A 362-nucleotide genomic window follows, 5' to 3' on the forward strand; every position below is an offset into this window, starting at 1 on the left:
ATTAAAAATCTCACAGCGTAACCCATTGTGCAATAAGCTGCTCACCGTATCCACGCAGAAATCCGCCTCAAGCGTGGTAGATAGCGACCAGTCTAGGACATAACGACTGTACCAATCTATCACCGCCATCAAATATACAAAGCCCTTGGCTAGGCGAATATAGGTGATATCAGTACTCCACACTTGATTACAACGGCTAATCGGTACATGCCTAAGCAAGTACGGGTAAACTTGATGCTCAGAGTTAGGCTTACTCGTGTTAGGGAAATACCCCCAAATTTAAAACACTAAATAAGTAGAACTAAGCTGCCATATTAAATTTCTGAATCGGCGTAAAGCCACCATTACCCATATTGGGTCTT

At 42.8% G+C, this 362-nt stretch carries 1 pseudogene; it reads right to left on the reverse strand.

Annotation, left to right across the window (positions count from 1 at the left end):
- Positions 1-264 (reverse strand): annotated as a pseudogene (locus A1232T_RS13415) (DDE-type integrase/transposase/recombinase); the annotation flags it as partial.
- Between the last annotated feature and the right edge of the window lie 98 nt (positions 265-362).

The organism is Psychrobacter pasteurii, assembly GCF_900162815.1.
Taxonomy (GTDB): Bacteria; Pseudomonadota; Gammaproteobacteria; order Pseudomonadales; family Moraxellaceae; genus Psychrobacter; species Psychrobacter pasteurii.